14 protein-coding genes are annotated in these 20,387 nt (G+C 71.2%); 6 read left to right on the top strand and 8 right to left on the bottom strand.

Going from position 1 to position 20,387, the window contains the following annotated elements; translation table 11 throughout:
• Positions 1-39: 39 nt before the first annotated feature.
• The 4 genes from ACFYNL_RS03770 to ACFYNL_RS03755 all read right to left on the bottom strand — a co-directional run bounded on the left by ACFYNL_RS03770 (position 40) and on the right by ACFYNL_RS03755 (position 4,255).
• Positions 40-1,206, bottom strand: a complete 1,167-nt coding sequence (locus tag ACFYNL_RS03770) for a thiolase domain-containing protein (protein WP_388795858.1) — start codon at positions 1,204-1,206, stop codon at positions 40-42.
• Positions 1,203-2,252, bottom strand: a complete 1,050-nt coding sequence (locus tag ACFYNL_RS03765; RefSeq protein WP_388795855.1) for a thiolase domain-containing protein — start codon at positions 2,250-2,252, stop codon at positions 1,203-1,205. Before ACFYNL_RS03765 ends, ACFYNL_RS03770 begins: the two co-directional genes overlap by 4 nt.
• Positions 2,249-3,229 (bottom strand): Zn-ribbon domain-containing OB-fold protein, encoded by a 981-nt coding sequence (locus ACFYNL_RS03760; RefSeq protein ID WP_388795852.1) that lies wholly within the window; start codon positions 3,227-3,229, stop codon positions 2,249-2,251. Before ACFYNL_RS03760 ends, ACFYNL_RS03765 begins: the two co-directional genes overlap by 4 nt.
• Positions 3,230-3,454: 225 nt before the next feature.
• A complete protein-coding gene (locus ACFYNL_RS03755; RefSeq protein WP_388795849.1) occupies positions 3,455-4,255 on the bottom strand; it encodes a crotonase/enoyl-CoA hydratase family protein in 801 nt (266 codons plus the stop codon).
• Positions 4,256-4,433: 178 nt separating this feature from the next.
• Between ACFYNL_RS03755 and ACFYNL_RS03750 the strand changes: the two genes are divergently transcribed.
• A complete protein-coding gene (locus ACFYNL_RS03750) occupies positions 4,434-6,062 on the top strand; it encodes an acyl-CoA synthetase (protein ID WP_388795847.1) in 1,629 nt (542 codons plus the stop codon).
• A 116-nt stretch (positions 6,063-6,178) separates the two neighbouring features.
• Positions 6,179-8,353, top strand: a complete 2,175-nt coding sequence (locus ACFYNL_RS03745; protein ID WP_388795844.1) for a sulfatase — start codon at positions 6,179-6,181, stop codon at positions 8,351-8,353.
• Positions 8,354-8,571: 218 nt separating this feature from the next.
• Here the strand turns inward: ACFYNL_RS03745 and ACFYNL_RS03740 are convergent, their stop codons facing one another.
• The 3 genes from ACFYNL_RS03740 to ACFYNL_RS03730 form a co-directional block, all read right to left on the bottom strand.
• Positions 8,572-9,846, bottom strand: a complete 1,275-nt coding sequence (locus tag ACFYNL_RS03740; protein WP_388795842.1) for a cation:proton antiporter — start codon at positions 9,844-9,846, stop codon at positions 8,572-8,574.
• Between the two features lie 6 nt (positions 9,847-9,852).
• Positions 9,853-10,338 carry a cation:proton antiporter regulatory subunit gene (locus ACFYNL_RS03735; protein ID WP_388795839.1) on the bottom strand — a complete coding sequence of 162 codons (486 nt, stop codon included), beginning with the start codon at positions 10,336-10,338 and terminating at the stop codon, positions 9,853-9,855.
• 131 nt (positions 10,339-10,469) lie between these two features.
• Positions 10,470-11,327, bottom strand: a complete 858-nt coding sequence (locus ACFYNL_RS03730) for an alpha/beta fold hydrolase (protein ID WP_388795836.1) — start codon at positions 11,325-11,327, stop codon at positions 10,470-10,472.
• Between the two features lie 197 nt (positions 11,328-11,524).
• On the opposite strand from ACFYNL_RS03730, the gene paaK reads away from it, so the two are divergent.
• Positions 11,525-12,865, top strand: a complete 1,341-nt coding sequence (gene paaK, locus ACFYNL_RS03725; protein WP_388795833.1) for a phenylacetate--CoA ligase PaaK — start codon at positions 11,525-11,527, stop codon at positions 12,863-12,865.
• On the opposite strand, the gene ACFYNL_RS03720 is transcribed toward paaK, so the two are convergent.
• Positions 12,862-14,361, bottom strand: coding sequence for an acyl-CoA synthetase (locus ACFYNL_RS03720; protein ID WP_388795830.1), 1,500 nt, complete (start codon positions 14,359-14,361; stop codon positions 12,862-12,864). The two genes, paaK and ACFYNL_RS03720, sit on opposite strands and share 4 nt — an antisense overlap.
• Between ACFYNL_RS03720 and ACFYNL_RS03715 the strand changes: the two genes are divergently transcribed.
• The 3 genes from ACFYNL_RS03715 (at position 14,360) to ACFYNL_RS03705 (ending at position 20,340) form a co-directional block, all read left to right on the top strand.
• Positions 14,360-16,216: a cytochrome P450 gene (locus ACFYNL_RS03715; RefSeq protein WP_388795827.1), complete on the top strand. Its 1,857-nt coding sequence runs from the start codon at positions 14,360-14,362 to the stop codon at positions 16,214-16,216. The two genes, ACFYNL_RS03720 and ACFYNL_RS03715, sit on opposite strands and share 2 nt — an antisense overlap.
• Positions 16,200-17,243 carry a (-)-alpha-amorphene synthase gene (locus ACFYNL_RS03710; RefSeq protein ID WP_388795824.1) on the top strand — a complete coding sequence of 348 codons (1,044 nt, stop codon included), beginning with the start codon at positions 16,200-16,202 and terminating at the stop codon, positions 17,241-17,243. The genes ACFYNL_RS03715 and ACFYNL_RS03710 overlap by 17 nt, the downstream gene beginning before the upstream one ends.
• A 187-nt stretch (positions 17,244-17,430) precedes the next feature.
• Positions 17,431-20,340 carry an AAA family ATPase gene (locus ACFYNL_RS03705; protein WP_388795820.1) on the top strand — a complete coding sequence of 970 codons (2,910 nt, stop codon included), beginning with the start codon at positions 17,431-17,433 and terminating at the stop codon, positions 20,338-20,340.
• Positions 20,341-20,387: the final 47 nt, after the last annotated feature.

Below are 20,387 nucleotides of genomic sequence, written 5' to 3'. Positions count from 1 at the left end.
AGGGGGACCTTTGCGCAAGTGGTCCCCACCGCGGTCGGCTCAGGTGTCCGGGGGCTCGGAGCCCACGAGCCACATGGAGAAGAACTGCGAACCGCCGCCGTAGGCGTGCCCGAGCACCTTGCGGGCCCGCTCCATCTGGTGCTCCCCGGCGCGTCCGCGCACCTGCAGGGCGGCCTCGGCGAAGCGGATCATCCCGGAGGCTCCGATGGGGTTGGTGGACAGCACGCCGCCCGACATGTTGACGGGCAGGTCGCCGTCGAGTTCGGTGACCCCGGACTCGGTGAGCTTCCAACCCTCGCCCTCCGCGGCGAAGCCGAGGTTCTCCAGCCACATGGGCTCGTACCAGGAGAACGGCACGTAGATCTCGGCGCCGTCGATCTCACGGCGCGGGTCGGCGATCTGGGCCTGCCGGTACACGTCGGCCGCGCAGTCCTTGCCGGCCCGGGGCGAGACGAAGTCCTTGCCGGCGAACATGGTGGGCTCGCTGCGCATGGCGCCGCCGAGCATCCAGGCGGGCGGGCCGGGCGCCCGGGCGGCTCCGGCACGGTCGGTGAGGACCATCGCGCAGGCACCGTCGGAGGACGGGCAGGTCTCCGAGTAGCGGATGGGATCCCAGAGCATGGGCGAGGCCTGCACCTTCTCCAGGGTGATGTCGTGCTCGTGGAGGTGGGCGTAGGGGTTCTTCAGGGCGTTGCGCCGGTCCTTGTACGCCACCAGGGAGCCGACCGTGTCGGGTGCGCCGCTGCGTCGCATGTAGGCACGTACGTGCGGTGCGAAGAAGCCTCCCGCGCCGGCCAGCAGGGGCTGCTGGAACGGGATGGGCAGGGACAGCCCCCACATGGCGTTGGACTCCGACTGCTTCTCGAAGGCGAGCGTCAGCACGGTGGCGTGGACGCGGGCGGCGACCAGGTTGGCGGCGACGAGGGCGGTGGATCCGCCGACGGAGCCGGCGGTGTGCACCCGCAGCATGGGCTTGCCCACGGCGCCCAGCGCGTCGGCGAGGTACAGCTCCGGCATCATCACGCCCTCGAAGAAGTCGGGCGCCTTGCCGATGACGACGGCGTCGATGTCGGACCAGCTCAACTCGGCGTCGTCCAGGGCTCGTTGTGCCGCCTCGCGGACGAGCCCGGCGATCGACACGTCCCGGCGTGCCGCGACGTGCTTGGTCTGGCCGACGCCTACGACGGCCACGGGTTCCTTGCTCATCGCGGATCTCCTTCCAGTACGGCGACCAGGTTCTGCTGCAGACACGGGCCGGAGGTGGCGTGCGCGAGCGCCCGGTCGGACTCGCCCCGGTGGATACGTGCGGCCGCCTCCCCGACGCGGATGAGTCCGGCAGCCATCATCGGGTTGGCGGCGAGGGCCCCGCCCGAAGGGTTGACGCGCACGCTGTCGTCGAGTTCGAGCGCCTTGCGCAGGACGACCTCCTGGGACGTGAACGGCGCATGCAACTCGGCGGTGTCGACGGGCCGTTCGAAGACTCCGGCGTTCTCGGCGGCCAGGCGCGTCGAAGGCGAGTCGGTCAGGTCTCGGACGCCCAGTGCGTGCGCCTCGATGCGGTGGTCGATGCCGCGGATCCAGGCGGGCCGTGCGCACAGCTCGCGGGCCCGCTGCCCCGCCGCGAGGATCACCGCGGCGGCTCCGTCGCCGATGGGCGGGCAGTCTCCCGTGCGAAGCGGCCGTACGACGTACTCGCCCTGCGGCACCGAACCGCTCAGCTGGGCATGGGGGTTGGTGGTGGCGTCGGCTCGGCTGCGGGCGGCGACCGCAGCGAGCGCGGGCTCGTCCGTGTCGCCCGCGTCGATGAGGGCACGCGCCTGGAGGGCGGCCAGGGCGACGGAGTCGGGCCAGAGGGGGGCCACGTAGTAGGGGTCGAGCTGGCGGGTGAGGACGTCTCGGAGGGGGCCGGGTGACGACTTGCCGTAGGAGTAGACCAGTGCCGTGTCGGCGTCCCCCGTCAGCAGCTTGGTCCACGCCTCGTACAGCGCCCACGCCCCGTCCATCTCCACGTGCGACTCGGAGATCGGCGGCCAGGCGCCGACGCCGTCGAGGGCGAGGGTGAAGGAGAAGGCGCGGCCGGCGAGGTAGTCGCTGGAGCCGGAGCAGGTGAAGCCGATGTCGGCGGTCTTCAGGCCGGTCTGCGCGAGCACGTCGTGCAGAACGGGCATGAGCATCTCGACCTCGGAGAGCTCCTCGCTGGTGCGCCGGTGGTCGGTCTGCGCGAAGGCGACGACGGCGATCTCACGGCTCACAGCAGCTCCCGGTAGGTGTCGTAGTCCGCGTCCGGCTCGCCGGTGGGCCGGTAGTGGTCGGGGTGGCGGGCGCCTTCCGTCCACACGGGTTCGACCCGCAGACCCATGCGCACCTGGTCGTAGGGGATGCCGCCGATCCGGCCGTGCAGGGCGAGGTCGGCGCCGTCGAGAGCGATGTGGGCGTAGACGTAGGGGACTTCGATGTCGAGGTTCTTCGCTTTGATGTTGACGATGCAGAAGGTGGTGACCGTGCCGTGAGGACCCACCTCGACCTGTTCCAATGTGGCGACCCCACATGTGGGGCACGCACCCCTGGGCGGGACGTACACCTTTCGGCAGGACGGGCAGCGTTCGCCGACGTTGCGGTTCTCGGCGAGGGCGTTGATGTAGGCGGACTGGGCACGGCCGGGTGAGTAGGTGTAGTCGAGGCGGGCGGGGGCGACCGTCCCGGTGACCGGGTCCTCGAACTCGCCGGTGTGCGGCATCGCTTCGCCCCGGCTGCCGTTGCCAGGAACGTCGCTGTCGGGCGTGCCGGGGTCGTCCTGGTACGGCTCGAAGCAGGCGATGTCCGTGATGGCACCGGTGCGTTCCCCGGCCCAGCGGACGCGGACGCGCATGCCGGTGCGGACGGCGTCGGGGCCGGGGGCGTCGAGGGCGTGCAGGAGGGCGGTGTCGGCGCCGTCGAGGCGGACGAGGACCCAGGCGAAGGGCGTGTCGAGGGGCTGGTCGCGGCGGGGGGCGGGGTTCCAGGCCCAGGTGGTGACGGTGCCCGTGGGGGCCACCTCGACCAGGTCGCGGATCTCCTCGGCGGTGACGGGGTCGTACTCGACGGGCGGGACGAGGGTGCGGCCGTCGCCGGTGCGCACCCCGAGGACGACGCGTTCGCGCAGACCGGTGAGGAAGGCGCTCTGGACGGGGCCGAGGGAGCGGGTGAAGGGGAACTCGACGACGAGCGGCGCTTTGAGGACTTCGGGCATCGGGGGCTTGCCTCCTGCGAAGGTCAGGGTGCGTGGGGTGGACGGCAACCGAGCGGAATCGGTACGGCGCGCCCCCTGGGGTCGTCCGTGGGGCGGGCGGGCTTCGCGAGCGCCCCAGGGGCGCAGGCGCTGCGCCACCGGCCGCCGAACGGCACGCGGTTCGAGAACCGGACCCGGCCGGTGCAGCGCCTGCGGTTCGAGAACCGGACCCGGCCGGTGCAGCGCTTACGCACGCTTGTAGACCGGCGGCCGCTTCTCCGCGAAGGCGCGGGCGCCTTCCTTGGCGTCGGCGGTGTCGAAGACGGGCCACCCGCGTTCGAGTTCGGCGGCGAGGCCGTCGGTCTCGGTCATCTCGGCGGTCTCGTAGACGGACGCCTTGACGGCCTCCACGGCCAGCGGACCACAGGCGTTGATCTGTTCGGCGATCTCCAGGGCCTTGGCCGACGCCGTGCCGTCGGGGACGACATGCCCGATCAGGCCGATGCCGGCGGCCTCCCGGGCGCTGTAGGGGCGGCCGGTGAGCAGCATCTCCAGGGCGTGGGTGCGGGGGATCTGGCGCTGGAGGCGGACCGTGGAGCCGCCGATCGGGAACAGCCCGCGTCTGACCTCGAACAGGCCGAACGTGGCGGACTCGCCGGCGACGCGGATGTCGGTGCCCTGGAGCATCTCTGTGCCGCCCGCGACGCAGTACCCCTCGACGGCGGCGATCACCGGCTTGCGCGGGCGGTGGTGGCGCAGCATGGCCTTCCAGTGCAGGTCCGGATCGGCCTTGAGGCGGTCGCGGTACCGCTCCCCCGCCATGCCGTCGCCTGCGAGTGCCTTGAGGTCCATTCCGGCGCAGAAGCAACCGCCCGCGCCCGTGAGGACGATCGAGCGGATCGAGTCGTCGGCGTCGGCCTCGACCCAGCCGTCGTACAGACCCACCAGCATCGGCAACGAGAGCGCGTTCTTCGCCTGCGGCCTGTTGAGCGTGAGCACCAGTGTGGCGCCCTCGCGCCGCACCGTGAGGTGTTCCGTCCCACCCATGAGCCGTCTCCCCTCTGACAGAACGAGAACAGGTTGCAGTAGGCGGCAGAGCACTTCAAGGGTTTTCTGACAGGCAGTCAGATTCTTTTGCGCGGAGACTTCACAGTTGTGCCGCCCTTTGCTCTGATGACCGGCGAACCGTCAAGGCGCCAGGCCGTGGCCGAGGTCAGGAGGAGCGGTGGAGTACAACCTTGCCGACCTTTTCGAGTCGGTGGTCGACGCGGTTCCCGGCCGTGAGGCACTCGTGTACGTCGACCACCCCGGCACGGGCGCGGAGCGCCGGCTGACGTACGCGGAACTGGACGAGGCCGCCAACCGCATCGGCCACCACCTGATCGACAGCGGGATACGCCCCGGCGAGCACCTCGGACTCCACCTCTACAACGGCGTCGAGTACCTGCAGACGGTGCTGGCCTGCCTCAAGGCGCGGATCGTTCCGGTCAACGTCAACTACCGCTACGTAGAAGAGGAGCTGGTCTACCTCTACCGGGACGCCGATCTGGTGGCCCTCGTCTTCGACACGGAGTTCACGGACCGGGTGGCGGCGGCGCTGCCCCGGGTGGAGGGGCTGCGGCATCTGGTGCGGGTGGGCGCCGCGGCGACGGACGCGCCGGGTGCCCCGTCCGTGCCCGCCGTCGCGTTCGAGGACGCCGAGGCCGGCGGGTCGCCCGAGCGGGGGTTCCCGGCCCGGTCGGGCGACGACCAGTTCATCATCTACACCGGCGGCACCACCGGGATGCCCAAGGGCGTGATGTGGCGGCAGGAGGACCTGTTCTTCTCGGGGCTGGGCGGCGGTGCTCCCACCGGGGAGCCGGTGAAGAGGCCGGAGGAACTGGCCGAGCGGGTGGCCGCGGGCGGCGACGGGATCACCTTCTTCCCCACCGCCCCGCTGATGCACGGGACGTCCACGCTGACGGCCTTCATCGGCTTCAACTTCGGCCAGCGCGTGGTGATCCACCGCAAGTTCGCGCCGCAGGAGGTCCTGCGCACGGTCGAGAGGGAGAAGGTCACCAGCATGTCGCTGGTCGGCGACGCGATGCTGCGACCGCTGGTCGACGCCCTGAACGGGGCCATGAAGGGCACGGACTGCTCGTCGATGTTCAGCGTGTCGTCGTCCGGGGCGATCATGTCGGACACGGTGCGCCGGGAGTTCCAGGAACTGGTCCCGAACGTGCTGCTGCTGAACAACTTCGGTTCGTCGGAGTCCGGTTTCAACGGCACCGCCACCGAGGACTCCGGCCCCGAGCGCGGCTTCCGTATACGCGTCAACTCTCGTACGCAGGTCGTGGATCCGGCCACGCACGAGCCGGTCGCGGTGGGTGAGGTGGGGCGGGTCGCGCAGTGCGGCCACGTTCCGCTCGGCTACTACAACGACCCTCGAAAGACCTCCGAGACCTTCTTCGAGAAGGACGGCGAGCGCTGGGTGCTCCTCGGCGACATGGCCACCGTCGACGAGACCGGTGTGGTCACCGTGCTGGGCCGGGGCTCGCAGTGCATCAACACCGGGGGCGAGAAGGTGTACCCCGAGGAGGTCGAGCAGGCGCTCAAATCCCACCCCGACGTGTACGACGCGCTGGTGGCGGGGGTGCCGGACGCCACGTGGGGACACCATGTGGCGGCCGTGGTGCAGTTGCGGGCCGGTGCGGTACGGCCGTCCCTGGAGGACATCCAGTCGCACTGCCGCTCCCATCTCGCGGGGTACAAGATCCCGCGTCAGCTGGTGATCACGGACTCGATCCGGCGCTCCCCCAGCGGCAAGGCGGACTACCGCTGGGCGCGGAAGGTGGCGGTGGCGGCGGACCGGTGAATTCCGGTCAGCCCCGATTGAACCTAAGGTGACGTGCGGACGTACCTGTGGTGGCAGGCCCGCTCGACGGGCGCTGCTCGCCATGCCATCGCAAGACCGCACAGGAGGACCTCCGGGTGTCGCAGGAGGCAACGCAGCACGCAACGCAGTCGTCGCAACGAGCGAGGCCGACAGCGGCGGCCGACGGGGCCGACGCCGGGGCGGTCGAGGCGGGCGACACGACAGCGGCGGCCGAGGCCGGCGACACGGGCGAGGTGCCCGAGGGGCCCGGCGACGGTCGGGCTGCGGTCCGGGCGGACGATCCCGAGGAGAGGGTCGGCGCGGCGGACCCGGACGGGACGGACCCGGACCGTGCGGACCCGGACGGGACGGACCCGGACCGTGCGGACCCGGACGGGGCGGGCGACTCCGGCGGCGGTGCCGATGCCGCCGCCGGTGCCGGTGAGGCGGCTGGGACGGACGGCCCGCGCAAGGAGGGCGAAGGCGACGACGGCGGCCGGTCGGCCCTCAGGGCGGTCGAGGCGGACCGACCCGGCAAGGCGGTCGAAGCGGACCGTCCCCGCAAGGCGGTCGAAGCGGACGACGAGGCAGCCTCCGAGGCCACCGGCGGCACCGAGGCGGCCCCACCCGCGGAGCCGTCCGGCTGGTTCGGCCGGCGGCGCCGTCACCCCCGTACCGCCCGCTGCGTCACCGTCGGCACGACGGTCCTGGCCGGCGCGCTCCTGCTCTTCGCGCTCCTCGTACCCAACCGCCTCGAACGGCTCGGCCCCGAGGCGTTCTTCCGGCTGCCGGCCGAGGGGATCCTGCTGGCGGGCCTGCTGCTGGCGCTGCCCGCGCGAGCCCGGCGCCCGGTGGCGGTGGTCGCCGGGGCGCTCCTCGGGCTCCTGACCGTCCTGAAGTTCGTCGACATGGGCTTCTACCAGGTGCTCGCCCGCCCCTTCGACCTCGTCCTGGACTGGATCCTGCTCGACGACGCGGCGGAGTTCGTCCGGGAGTCCTTCGGACGTTCCGGTCAGGTGCTCGCGGTGGTCGGGGTGATCGTCCTGATGGCCGCCGTACTCGTCCTCATGACGCTGGCGATGGTGCGGGTGACGAACCTGATGGTCCGGCACCGCGCCGTCGCCACCCGCACCACGTTGATCGCGGGCACCGCCTGGATCACCTGCATGACCCTGGGCATCCAGATCACCGGCGTGCCGCTGGCCACCAAGGGCAACGCCGAGTTGGTCGACAACCGTGTCGAACAGGTGCGCGCGGGCCTGGAGGACGGACGCGTCTTCCAGAAGCAGGCGGCCGTGGACGCCTTCGCCAAGACTCCGCCGGAGGAGTTGCTGACGGGGCTGCGCGGCAAGGACGTGCTGTTCACGTTCATCGAGAGCTACGGTCGTGTCGCGATCGACGACCCGGCGATGGCCCCGCAGATCGACGCGGCGCTCGAAGAAGGCACCAGCAACCTCAAGGCTGCCGGATTCCGCTCACGCAGCGCGTGGCTGCGGTCCCCGGTCACCGGGGCGGGCAGCTGGCTGGCGCACTCCACCTTCCTGTCCGGTCTATGGATCAAGAACCAGCAGCGGTACCGGAGCCTGACCACCAGCGACCGCGCCACGCTGAACAGCTATTTCCGCAAGACCGGCGCGTGGCGCACGGTCGGCATCGTGCCGGGTGTGCGACGGGCGTGGCCGGAAGGGAAGTACTTCGCCCTGGACCACATCTACGACTCCGAGCATCTGGGCTACCACGGCCCGTACTTCAGCTGGACGCCCGTGCCGGACCAGTTCAGCCTGGAGGCCTTCCAGCGTCTGGAGCACGGCAAGAAGAACCGCGAGCCGATCATGGCGGAGATCATCCTGGCCTCCAGTCACAACCCCTGGTCCCCCATCGCCCGGATGATCGACTGGGACGACCTCGGTGACGGGTCGGTCTTCCACCAGATCAAGAAGGAGGGAACGGACCCCGCCGAGGTCTGGAAGGACCCCGAGCGGGTGCGCACGGAGTACCGCCGGGCCATCGAGTACTCGCTGCACAGCCTCACCGAATGGGTCGAGCGCTACGGCACCGACGACACGGTCCTCGTCTTCCTCGGCGACCACCAGCCCGTCCCGACCGTCACCGCGGGCAGCACGAGCAAGGACGTTCCCGTCACCATCGTCGCTCGCGACCAGAAGGTTCTGGACAGGATCGCCGACTGGAACTGGACCGACGGTCTCAAGCCCGCCCAGAACGCCCCGACCTGGGGCATGGACCGCTTCCGCGACCGCTTCATGACGGCGTACGGACCGGCGTCGGGCTGAGCCGGGGTGTCGCGGAGTCCGCGGACCGTCGTCACCGCCGTATGAGCGTCGCCGCGCACGGTTCTGTCCGCCGCGCGGGACGACCACCACTGGTGCCACTCCCGACCAGCTCGTTCCGACGGCCGGCCGGGGAGACGACGCGACGCACACCCGGATGTCCGTCCGACACGTATCCGACGGCCGGTCCGACCAGGAGCCAAGCGGACCCGACGGCCCTCTCAGGGCCTGCCGGCCACTCCCTGGCCCTCCACCGCCTCGTGCGGCGGGTCCACCGGCAGCGCGACCTCGGGCTCGCTGCCCTCCCCCACCGTCCGGTCCGTCGGCGCGGGCTTGCGCAGGCGACGCGTCAGACGCATCGCCACCGGCTCCGTGTAGCGGGCGGTGAGCGGGCCGAGGATCACCAGGACGAGGACGTAGGCCGTGGCCAGTGGCCCCAGTGACGGCTCGATGCCGGCGGTGACGGCCAGCCCGGCGATGACGATGGAGAACTCGCCGCGGGCCACCAACGTGCCGCCCGCACGCCAGCGTCCCTTCACGGAGATCCCGGCGCGCCGGGCGGCCCAGTAGCCGGTGGCGATCTTCGTCAAGGCGGTGACCACACCCAGGGCGAGCGCGGGCAGCAGCACGGGCGGGATGCTCGCGGGGTCGGTGTGCAGTCCGAAGAAGACGAAGAAGACCGCGGCGAACAGATCCCGCAGCGGGGCAAGGAGGGTGTAGGCCCCCTCCGCCACCTCGCCGGACAGGGCGATGCCGACCAGGAACGCCCCTACGGCGGCGGAGACCTGGAGTTGCTGCGCGAGCCCGGCCACGACCAGGGTGAGGCCGAGTACGACCAGCAGCAGCTTCTCGGGGTCGTCGCTGGAGACGAAGCGGGAGATGTGCCGGCCGAAGCGGACCGCGAGCAGCAGGACGAGTCCGGCGACGCCGAGCGCGACGGCGAGCGTGGCACTGCCCGCGGCGAGACCGGCGCCGGCGAGCAGAGCGGTGACGATCGGCAGGTAGACGGCCATGGACAGGTCTTCGAGGACCAGGATGCTCAGGACGACCGGGGTCTCGCGGTTTCCGAGCCGCCCGAGGTCGCCGAGGACCTTGGCGATGACGCCGGAGGACGAGATCCAGGTGACGCCGGCCAGGACGACGGCGGCGACCGGACCCCAGCCGAGCAGCAGGGCCATGGCGGCACCCGGCAGCGCGTTCAGCGTGGCGTCGACGAGCCCGGCCGGGTACTGGGACTTGAGGTTGGAGACGAGGTCGCTCGCCGTGTACTCGAGGCCGAGCATCAGCAGGAGCAGGATCACCCCGATCTCGGCCCCGATGGCGACGAACTCCTCGCTGGCGCCGAGGGGAAGCAGCCCGCCCTCGCCGAAGGCGAGCCCGGCCAGCAGGTACAGGGGGATCGGAGAGAACTGGAACCGTGCGGCGAAGCGGCCGAGCAGGCCCAGGCCGAGGATGATCGCGCCGAACTCGATGAGGAAGACCGCGGAGGAGTGCATCGTGGCTCACTCCCGCCCGAGTATCGCGGCGGCGGACTCGACGCCCTCGCGGGTACCGATCACGATGAGGGTGTCACCGCCGGCCAGCCGGAAGTCGGGCGTCGGCGAGGGGATGGCATCGGCGCGGCGCAGCACGGCCACGATGGACACGCCGGTCTCGGTGCGCATGCGGGTCTCGCCCAGCAGGCGTCCGTTCCAGTGCGACGTGGCGGACAGCTCGATCCGCTCGGCCACGAGGCCCAGTTCGGTGGTGGACAGCAGGTTGGGGCTGTGGTGAGCCGGCATCAGCGCGTCGATCAGGGTCGCCGCCTCACCCGAGCTGAGCCGTACCGACAGCGCGCACGCGTCCGGGTCGTCCTTCCGGTAGGCGCTGAGCGTCCGCGTTCCGTCCCGGTGGGCGACCACCGAAAGGCGGCGCTGTTCGCGTGTGGTGAGGTCGTAGCGGACTCCGATGCCGGGCAAGGGTGTGCTGCTCAGGCGTGGCGCGCTCACGGTCGTCCCCTGTCTCGTTCAGGTGTGCGGTTCCGCTCCGAACCCTAACCATCCGCCGGCGACCCGGGAGAACGCGGTCCTTGCGGGGTGCTTCGAAACGGCCCTGGGGGATCGCACACGTCGTTCCCGGTTCACCGCGCCGACTTCGGACGCTCTGCGCCCAGGAACCCGACCACACACCGGGTGAACCACTCGGCGTCGTCCAGCCAGGGATAGTGCCCGGCCCCGGGCTGCACGGCCAGTTCGGCGTTCGGGAAGACGTCGGCGGTGCGGCGGGCGAGGTCCGGGCACGGGCCGCCGTCGAGCGCGCCGGCCAGGACGAGGACCGGTGCGCCGAGCCGGGCGAGAGCGTGGCGGGTGGCGGGCGGGTCGTAGGCGCCGCCGGAGCCGTAGATGCCGGCGGCCTCGTCGTTGTGCTCATGGTCGCCGCGTGCGTAGTGGTCCCGCGCCGCGTCGTCCCATCGTCCGTAGAAGAAGGGTGCGAGGGAAGGTGTGAAGTCGCCGGTCCCGTTCAGCCATGCCTCGAACGCCGGGAACGCCTGCGCGAACCACGGCTCGCCCTCCCTGAGCCGGGCGGCGGTCAGGCGGTCCTCAGCGGTGGCGGGCATGCCCAGTGCCCAGGGGATGGCGGTGATCAGCGCCAGCCGTGACACCCGCCGCGGGTACCGGGCGGCGTACAGCATGGCCAGGCTCCCGCCCGCGGAGTGCGCCAGCAGATCCATGTGTGTCAAACCCATGTGGTGCCGCAACATCTCCACGTCGTCCACCAGGTGGTCGCAGCGGTACGTCGCCGGGTCCGCGGGCACCGCCGAGCCCCCGGTGCCCCGCAGGTCGAGCAGCACCAGCTGCCGGTGTGCGGTGAGCCCTCCCAGGTCCCCGAGGTAGGCGGAGGCCCGCATCGGGCCCCCGGGCAGCACCACGAGTGGTGCGCCGCGACCCCGGAGGTGGTAGGCGATCTCGGTCCCGTCGGAGGCGATGAAAGTCGGCATGGCGTCGATCTTGGCCACCCCACCGCCGCCATGGCAACGGGGTTCCGGACGCGGGACGTACGAGCCGTAGTTCTCGGTGAGTGAAAGTGCAGGCCGTCCTCTTGCCTGATCAACTCCCACCTGGATTACTGATCCCCGAGACCCTGACCGAATGATCGGTCGTCCGGATCGGCGCGGTTGGCGAGGGAGAAGCCCCCATGGCGGATGCGACGGAGCTGCTGGACGCGGGGGAACGGCTCACCCCGGACGCCCTGCGGGCAGTGCAGTTGGAGCGGCTGCGCAAGTCGCTGCGGCACGCCTATGACAACGTGCCGTTCTACCGGGAATCCTTCGACAAGGCCGGCGTACGGCCCGAGGACTGCCGTTCACTCACCGACCTGGCCCGTTTCCCGTTCACCACCAAGGCCGACCTGCGCGAGAACTACCCGTACGGCATGTTCGCCGTACCCCAGGACCGTATTCGCCGCATCCATGCCTCCAGCGGCACCACCGGACGTCCCACGGTCGTCGGCTACACGGATGCCGACCTGTCCCTGTGGTCGGACTTGGTGGCGCGCTCCATCCGGGCGGCGGGCGGCCGCCCCGGGGACAAGGTGCATGTGGCGTACGGCTATGGCCTGTTCACCGGTGGGCTCGGCGCACACTACGGGGCGGAGCGGCTGGGCTGTACGGTCATCCCCGCCTCCGGTGGCATGACCGCCCGTCAGGTCCAGCTGATCCAGGATCTCGGCCCCGAGATCATCATGGTGACGCCGTCGTACATGCTCACGATCCTCGACGAGTTCGAGCGGCAGGGCGTCGATCCACGAGGCACGTCCCTGCGTGTCGGCATCTTCGGCGCCGAGCCCTGGACGGAGCGGATGCGTCAGGAGATCGAGGAACGCTTCGCGATCGACGCCGTCGACATATACGGGTTGTCCGAGGTGATCGGGCCGGGGGTCGCGCAGGAGTGCGTGGAGAGCAAGGACGGGCTCCATGTGTGGGAGGACCACTTCTTTCCGGAGGTCGTCGATCCGATCAGCGGTGAGGTGCTGCCCGAGGGCGAGGAGGGGGAACTGGTCTTCACCTCGCTCACCAAGGAGGCGATGCCGATCGTGCGCTACCGGACCCGGGACCTGACGCGGCTACTGCCGGGCACGGCGCGGGTGTTCCGACGGATGGAGAAGGTGACCGGCCGCAGTGACGACATGGTGATCCTGCGCGGGGTCAACCTCTTCCCGACGCAGATCGAGGAGATCGTGCTGCGCACTCCGGGAGTCGCGCCCCACTTCCAGCTGCGCCTCACCCGCGAGGGCCGGCTCGACGCCCTGACCGTACGGGCGGAAGCCCGCCCCGACGCGACACCCGAGACCCGGGACGCGGCCGCGCGGTCCATCACGGCCGCGGTCAAGGACGGCATCGGGGTGTCGGTCGCCGTGGAGATCGTCGAGCCGGAGTCCCTGGAGCGTTCCGTGGGCAAGATCCGACGGATCGAGGACCTGCGGCCCCACCGGACCGACCCTGCCCGGCACAGCCCGGGTCCGTCCAGGACGGTCTAGCCGCCTGCGAACCGGTCCCGCAGTTCCCTCTTGAGGATCTTCCCGCTCGCGTTGCGGGGAAGCTCGTCCACGAACACCACCCGCTTCGGCGCCTTGAAGTGGGCGAGCTTCTCCCTGGCGTGGTCGATCAGTTCGGGCCCGGTCACCTCACCGCGCGCGACGACGACCGCCGTGACGGTCTCGATCCACCGCTCGTCAGGCAGCGCGATCACAGCGACCTCGGCGACGCCCGGGTGCGTGTACAGGGCGTCCTCCACCTCGCGCGAGGCGACCAGGACGCCACCGGAGTTGATGACGTCCTTCACCCGGTCGACGATGGTGAAGTAGCCGTGCGCGTCCCGCACGGCGAGGTCGCCGGAGTGGAACCAGCCGTCCCGGAACGCCTCGGCGGTCTCCTCGGGCTTGTCCCAGTAGCCCTCGCACAGTTGCGGGGAGCGGTACACGATCTCACCCGGTGTGCCGTCGGGTACCTCCTGGCCGTTCTCGTCGACCACCCGGGCGTCCACGAAGAGGACGGTACGGCCGCAGGAGTCCATGCGGCCCCTGTGCTCGTCGGGGGCCAGTACCGTGGCGAGCGGGCCGATCTCGCTCTGGCCGAAGCAGTTGTAGAAGGCCAGCTTCGGCCACCGCTCACGCAGCCGCTCCAGGACCGGCACCGGCATGATCGAAGCGCCGTAGTACGCCTTGCGCAGCCCGTCGAGGTCACGGCTCGCGAAGTCGGGCCGGCCGGCGAGCCCGATCCACACCGTCGGCGGGGCGAACAGGCTGTCCACGCGGCCCGTCTCGATCAGGTCGAAGAGCCGGTCGCCGTCGGGAGCGTCCAGGATGGTGTTCGTCGCACCCACCGCCAGGTACGGCATGAGGAACACGTGCATCTGGGCCGAGTGGTACAGCGGCAGTGCGTGGACGGGGCGGTCGCCGGCGCTCAGGTCGAGGGCGGTGATCGCGCTCAGGTACTCGTGGACCAGGGCTCGGTGGGTCATCATCGCGCCCTTGGGCAGGGCCGTCGTGCCCGAGGTGTAGAGCAGTTGCACCAGATCCTCGCCGCGTGGCTCCGGGCCGTCGTGCACGGGGGCCGTAGCCTGCCGCGCCAGCAGGGAGTCGTCGGCGTCGCGCAACGGCAGCGCGGGGACTCCGTCCGGGAGCCGGTCCGACAGATCCGGGTCGGCGAGGATCAGGGAACTGCCGGACTGGCCGACGAGGTAGGCGAGATCGTCGCCGGTGAGGTTCTGATTGACGGGGACGTGGACCAGTCCCGCGCGGGCGCAGGCGAGGAAGGCGATCAGGTAGGCGTCCGAATTGTGGCCGTAGGCGCCGACCCGGTCGCCCGGGGCGAGCCCTTGGTCGAGCAGGACGCTCGCCGCGCGCGAGACGGCCTCGTCGAGTTCCGCGTAGGTCCAGGAGCGGTCGCGGTAGTCGATCGCGACGCGCGCCGGGGTGCGCCGTGCGGTCCGGCGCAGCACCCCGTCGACCGTGCTGCCGTGTCCAGGCGTCATGGCACATGATCCTCGGTGTGGCGCCGGGGACAGGTCAAGCACGACGCAGGACACCACGGCGGTGGCTCGGGCGGGACCACATGGGGGCGGGTCACATGGAGCGCAGCCACACAGAGGCGGGCCACATCGAGCGCAGCCACATGGCGGCGGGCGACATGGGCTTGCGCCACATGAGGCGGAAACACATGTGAGTGGCGAACGGCAATCGCTGTCAACGTATGTGGCGACCGAGCCCGTTCGTCGAATGCTTCATCCTGCTTCTTCTTGCCGTTTTCGCTTCGCCGTGCTCCCTTGCGCCCCTCTGGAGAAAGGTTTCCCGAAACCGAGCGCCGCTTCAACTGGGCAGGACTGTCTCAAGCGTCAAGTCCGTGACGCGCCCCACCATTTCGCGTGTCACATCCGGCAGGAGGTTTCCATGAGTCGTGCTGTGCCTGAACAAGAGCGAGCGTGGAGGACAGGTACTGCTCCAGGCATATTCCCATTCCTCGGTCACGGTATCGCTTTGTTCCGTCAACCGCTGACGTTTCTCAATTCTTTGCCCACGTACGGAGATCTGGTCGAGATACGACTCGGCCCGCGACGCGCCTGGATGGTGTGCCATCCGGAGCTGACCCATGAGGTGCTCAGGAACGCGCGCACCTTCGACAAGGGAGGCCCGCTCTTCGACCGGCTCGGGACGCTGATGGGCGACGGTCTCGTCACCTGCCCGCACCAGGCGCACCGGGACAAGCGCAGGCTGCTGCAACCGAGCTTCCGTCCCTCCCGTGCAGTCGCTCACGCGGAGCTGATCACCGAGGAGGCGGAGTCGGCGTGCCGCACCTGGACGCCCGGGCAGGAGGTGCCCGTCAGTGAGGCGATGATGGCGCTGACGACACGGGTGATCAGCCGCGTCCTCCTCTCCGACTCGCTCGACGACGCGACCTGCGCCGAGGTGCGGGACTGTCTCACCGTCATCGTCCGCGGCCTGTTCGTCCGCACGGTCGTACCGATCGACGCCCCGTTCCGGCTCCCCACCCGGGCCAACCGCCGCTATCGGCGAGCCGTGGCCCGCGTGCACGCCGTCATCGACGCGGCGATCGCGCAGCGGCGCCGGGACGGCTCCTCCCACGACGACGTGCTGGAGGTCCTGCTGGCGGCCACGCGCGGCGAGGCCGGGGAGGCGGCGATCACCGACCAGGAGGTCCACGACCACCTGATCACGTTGCTGCTCACGGGCGTCGAGGCCCCGGCGCTCTGTCTGGCCGACGCCTTCAGCCTGTTGGCCCGTCATCCGCAGGCGGAGCGCCGTCTGCACGCCGAACTCGACGCCGTACTCCCCGGCGGCCGGCGGCCCCGTCCCGAGGATCTGCCCGCGCTCGTGTACACCCGCTGCGTCGTCTCCGAGACGCTGCGCCACACGTCACCCGGCTGGCTCTTCACCCGCGTCGCCACCAGGGAGACGGAACTCGCCGGGTGCCGCCTGCCGCGCGGGGCGACCGTGCTCTACAGCCCCTACCTCCTGCACCACGATCCGTCGTCCTTCCCCGAGCCCGACCGGTTCCTTCCCGAGCGCTGGCTGCCGGATCAGGTCACCGCCGGGCAGCGGCGCGCGATGATGCCGTTCTCCGCGGGCAGCCGCAAATGCCTCGGCGACGAGTTCGCCATGGTGGAGGCCACCCTGGCGCTCGCGACGATCGCCGGCCGTGTGCGGCTGCGCCATCTGCCGGGTCATGTCGACGACACGCCTCGACCCACGATCACCCTCGGGCCGCGTTCCCTCGTCATGGGCTGCGAACGGCATCCGCCCCTGCGGACAGCCGCACTTCACGCACCGGATCTTCGGACGGCAGGTGACAACGGTGTCGACGACGCATGAGGACATCCCGGTCGGTGTACGGGCCGGCGTACCGGCCGGCCCACGGGACGACGTATCGGGCGCCACCCCGTCGTCGAGTCTCAAGGAGCTGATCGACACCCGCCTGCACATGCCCTTCCCGGCCCGCCGCAATCCCCACGAGCCCGCGGCGGCGGCCGGCGTGCAGGCATGGCTGACCGCGTGGGGACTGACCGACGACCCGGGGGTGTCCGCGATGATCGCCCGGACCCGCCCCGCCGAGCTGGCATCCCGCACCAGCCCCGCCGTCGATCAGGGTCTCCTCCAGATCGTGGCCAATCAGATCGCCTATCAGTTCGTCTTCGACGACCGGGCGGAGGACGTCGGCCGGCGCTCTCCGGGCGCGCTGCTGCCCATGCTGTGCGAGAGCGTCTCCGTCCTGTGCGACGGCGCCCCACCCAGCACACCCCTCGGAGCGTCGCTGGCCGACCTGTACCGCCAGGTCAGGGAGCGCTGCACCCCCGCGCAGGCGGCGCGCTGGGCCGCGAAGAGCCGGGAGTACGTACACGGTCTGCTGTACGAGGCGGTGGCACAGGCCCATTCCGGCGCGCTGCGGACCGCGGACTGCACCTCGATCCGGTCGCTGACCGCGGGCGTCGAGCCGTTCTTCCCGCTGTACGAGGCCGCCCAGCCTCACGAGGTACCCGACGCCGAACTCCACCACCCCGTCGTACAGCGCCTGAGCGGGCTCTCGGCGAACGCCGCGGTGTGGACGGCCGACCTGTTCTCCGCGGTGAAGGAGCAGCGCGCGGGCGAAATGATCAACCTGGCGCTCGCGCACCAGCGGGAGAGCAGGTGCTCCCTTCAGACGGCCGTCGTCATGGCCATCGGCGAGATCAACGACACCATCGAGGAGGTCCGCAAGCTCTGCGCCGAGATCGAACCGGAGCTGAGTCCCGCGGGCGTCGGCTACGCGCGGGGCGTGATCGGCTGGATCCGCGGGTGCTACGACTGGTCCCGTACCGTGCCCCGCTATGCGGATGTGACGTCCGTGCCGGCGGTTCCCTGATGGCGCCCGGCGTGCTCGTGCGGCAGGGCCACCGGCAGGTGCCCATTCGGACCTCCTACCCGCGGGACGGCCCTTCTCCCACCGGAAGTTCATGATTCACCCGTTGGTGCCCGATCCGCCCTGCCGCAGGCCCACGCGGCGTACGCTCGGCCCACCCGAGGCCGAACGACAGGAAGCGGTACGGCGCATGGCGATGGAGCCGCGGCACCCGATCACCGAACAACGGACGTTGATCGAGCGCCGACGGGAACTTCAGGCCCTCGACGCCGCGTTCAAGGAGCTGCGACGCACCACGGACGGCGTGCCGCGTGCGCGGCGCAGGGGGCTGCTCGCCTTCACCGGGTCGGCCGGACTGGGCAAGACCGCGCTCATCACGGAGGCACGTGTCCGCGCCGCGGCACACCGGTTCACGGTGCTTTCCGGGAGAGGTGGGGAGAAACAGCAGGAGTTGGCGTTCCGTGTGGTGCGCCAGTTGGTCCAGCCCTCGCTGGCACGGATGGACGAGGCGGAACGGCGGGCCTTCCTGGGCAGTTGGTACGACATCGTGGCCGCGGTGCTCGGTCTGGAGGCGCGGGGGCCCGCCCCCGCGCCGGACCCGACCGGTGTCCGTGAGGGTCTCGACTGGGTCATGACGCGCCTGACGGTGGAGAAGGCTCCGGTCGTCCTGCTCCTGGACGACCTGCACTGGGCCGACGCCGAGTCCCTGACCTGGCTCACCTCCTTCGCGCCGCGGGTCGACGACCTTCCGCTGCTGATCGTGGTCGCCTACCGGCCGGGCGAGTTGCCGCCCGAGGCGGACGAACTCGGCGGGCTTCTCGGACGTCACGGGGGCCGCCCTCACGAGCTGGCGCGGCTCTCCGCCGACGGCGTGGCGCGGATCGTCAGGGACGAGGTCGGGGAGGACGCCGAGGAGCGGTTCTGCAAGGAATGCTGGGCGGCCACCGGTGGCAGCCCCTTCGAAGCGGTGGAGCTCGCCATCGGGTTGGGCGAGCGGCGGCTCGCAGGGACCGAGGAGGACCTGCCGGCGATGCGTGAGCTCGCCGCGGCGGTGAAGGGTCCGGGACTGCTCGAGCGTCTGGAAGGGCTCGATCCGGCGACCGTCCGTTTCGCCCAGACGGCGTCCGTGCTGGGGTCGCCCTTCTCGCCGCAGCTGGCCGCGGCCATCGCGGTGCTCGGCGACGAGGCGCTCGCCGAGGCGACCCAGGAGTTGCGCGGCGCCCGGATCCTGGCCGAGGGCCGGGTGGCCGGGGGTGAGTTCGAGTTCGTCCACCCGCTGATCGCCACGACGATCTACCGTTCCCTCCCGAAGGCGTTCCGCACCGGTCTGCACAACGCCGCCGCGGTGGCCCTCCTCGACGCGGGGTACGGCCCCACCGCGGCCGCCCGGCATCTGCTGGAGGTGCCCTGCGAGGGCAACCCCGAGACCGTCGACTGCCTGCGCGAGGCCGCCCGCGAGTATCTGCGGGCCGGGGCGACGGAGGCCGCCCGGCGTCTGCTGACCCGCGCTCTGCACGAACCGCCCCTGCCCGAGGACCGCGCCGTGGTCCTGCACGAACTCGCGTGCTCGACGTTCCTGATCGAGCCCACGGCCACGGTGCGCTATCTCCGCCAGGCGCTGGCCGAACCGGATGTCGAGCCCGATCTGCGGGCGTCCGTCGTCTATCGGCTGACGACGGCGCTGGCCCACACCGATCAGCTGGCCGAAGCCGTGGCGGTGGCGGCGCAGGAGGCGAGGCAGGCCACGAATCCGCGCGTCAAACTGCGGATGCAGGCCGATCAGTTCGTCTGGAGCATGGTCCGCGCCGAGGACTGCGACTCCGTGGCCCGTTCCCGGACGCTGGCGCGGCTGGCCGAGCAGTTGCCCGGGCGCAGTCTGGAGGAGCGCTACATCCTGGGGCTGCGGGCCTGGGACGCCGTCAAGCGCGGAGAGCCGCGCGAGACCGCCCTCGCCCATGCCGACAGGGCTCTGCGCGGCGGTATGAGCTGGAGCGACGAGAACCGGGGGTTCGAGGTACCTCTGTCGGTCGCCCTGGTCTACATGTACGGCGATCAGCCCCGGCGGGCCGAGGAGTTGTTCCACAGGGGCATGGCCGACTGCGCGGCGAAGGGCTGGCGGGGCTCCCACCTGGCCTTCGGGCAGACCATCGCCGCCTACATCCGCTACCGACGCGGCTGTCTCGCCGAGGCCGAGGACTTCGTACGGGAGGGCCTGCGCATCGCCGACAAGGTGGAGGGGGTCGTGGCCGCCCGGTGGTTCGGCGTCGGCATCCTCATCAAGATCCTGCTGGCCCGTGGGCGGATCACCGAGGCGCGCGCCCTCGCCGACGAACACCGCTTCGGTGAGACGGTCCCGAGCGCGGTCGTCTATCCCGACCCGCGCACCGTGTACGCGGAACTGCTCCTGGCGGAGGGACGGCACGCCGAGGCGGTGCCGGTGCTGTCCGCGGTCGGCGACTGGCTGGACGAACGGGCCTGGCGCAACCCGGCCTGGTGCCCGTGGCAGCTGCGGCTCGCCTCCGCGCTCGCCCCGACCGCCCCGGACGAGGCGGTCCGCCATGCCCGGGACGCCGTCGAGCGCGCCCGGGGCTTCGGCGCCGCCTCCGCTCTCGGGCAGGCCCTTCACACCCTCGCCGAGGTGACCGGCGGACCGGCGGCGCTCGACCTGTACGCGCAGGCCGTCGACCAGTTGGAGCAGTCGCCCTCGTCGTACGAACTCGCCCGCGCCCTGGTCGGCCAGGGTGCCGCGCTGTCCCGCAACGGGCAGCTCCAGGAGGCCGCCGACCGGCTCTACCGGGGCTTGGAGGGCGCGGTCCACTGCGGGGCCGAGGCGCTGGCCGGCAAGGCCAGGGAGGAGCTGTCGGCGGCCGGCCTGCGCCCGCTGCCGCTGCGCTACGCCCCGGCCGAAACGCTGACCGCCCAGGAGCACCGTACGGCCGAACTGACCGTTGAGGGCGAGCCGGTGGCGGTGATCGCCAAGGACCTGCACCTCACCGAACAGGGAGTGCGGTCGCTGCTGTCCAGTGTGTACCGCAAGATCGGCACCGACGCGACCGGCCTGGCCAGTGCCCTTCAGGCCCTTCCTCGCCTCCGTCCCTGAAGCCGTCGGTCACCTCGGGCAGCCGCCGCCGGCGTCGCGGGGCCGGG

Source organism: Streptomyces sp. NPDC007808, from assembly GCF_042868655.1.
Classification (GTDB): domain Bacteria; phylum Actinomycetota; class Actinomycetes; order Streptomycetales; family Streptomycetaceae; genus Streptomyces.
This window is presented reverse-complemented; position numbering and strand designations above follow the sequence as displayed.